Below are 269 nucleotides of genomic sequence, written 5' to 3'. Positions count from 1 at the left end.
ACTTTCATCGATAGTATTAAGCGATTATTCAAGATACAAGGTTATACTACCCCGAAGAGAATAATTAGTATGACTACCAAACGCCAAAAATACACCCGAGAATTCAAGTTAGAAGCCATTAGCTTAGTCGTTGAGCACAAACGCAAAGTTGCTGAGGTTTCCCAGTCGCTAGGCATTGGTACTTCCACCTTAGACAATAGGTTGACGCGCTACCTAGCGTCTAAGTTTATGAAAGGCATGGGACTAATGAGCTGTCAGCTCAAGACGCA

At 42.4% G+C, this 269-nt stretch carries 1 protein-coding gene; it reads left to right on the top strand.

The window, feature by feature from the left end:
* Positions 1-69: 69 nt before the first annotated feature.
* On the top strand, positions 70-269 hold a 200-nt coding region (locus AAEZ03_RS27510), incomplete at its 3' end, for a transposase (RefSeq protein ID WP_350583028.1).

The sequence above is a fragment of the Pseudomonas sp. HY2-MNA-CIBAN-0224 genome, from assembly GCF_040310285.1.
Classification (GTDB): Bacteria; Pseudomonadota; Gammaproteobacteria; order Pseudomonadales; family Pseudomonadaceae; genus Aquipseudomonas; species Aquipseudomonas helleri.
Note: the sequence above shows the minus strand (reverse complement) of the source record. Positions and strands in the feature narration are given on the sequence as shown.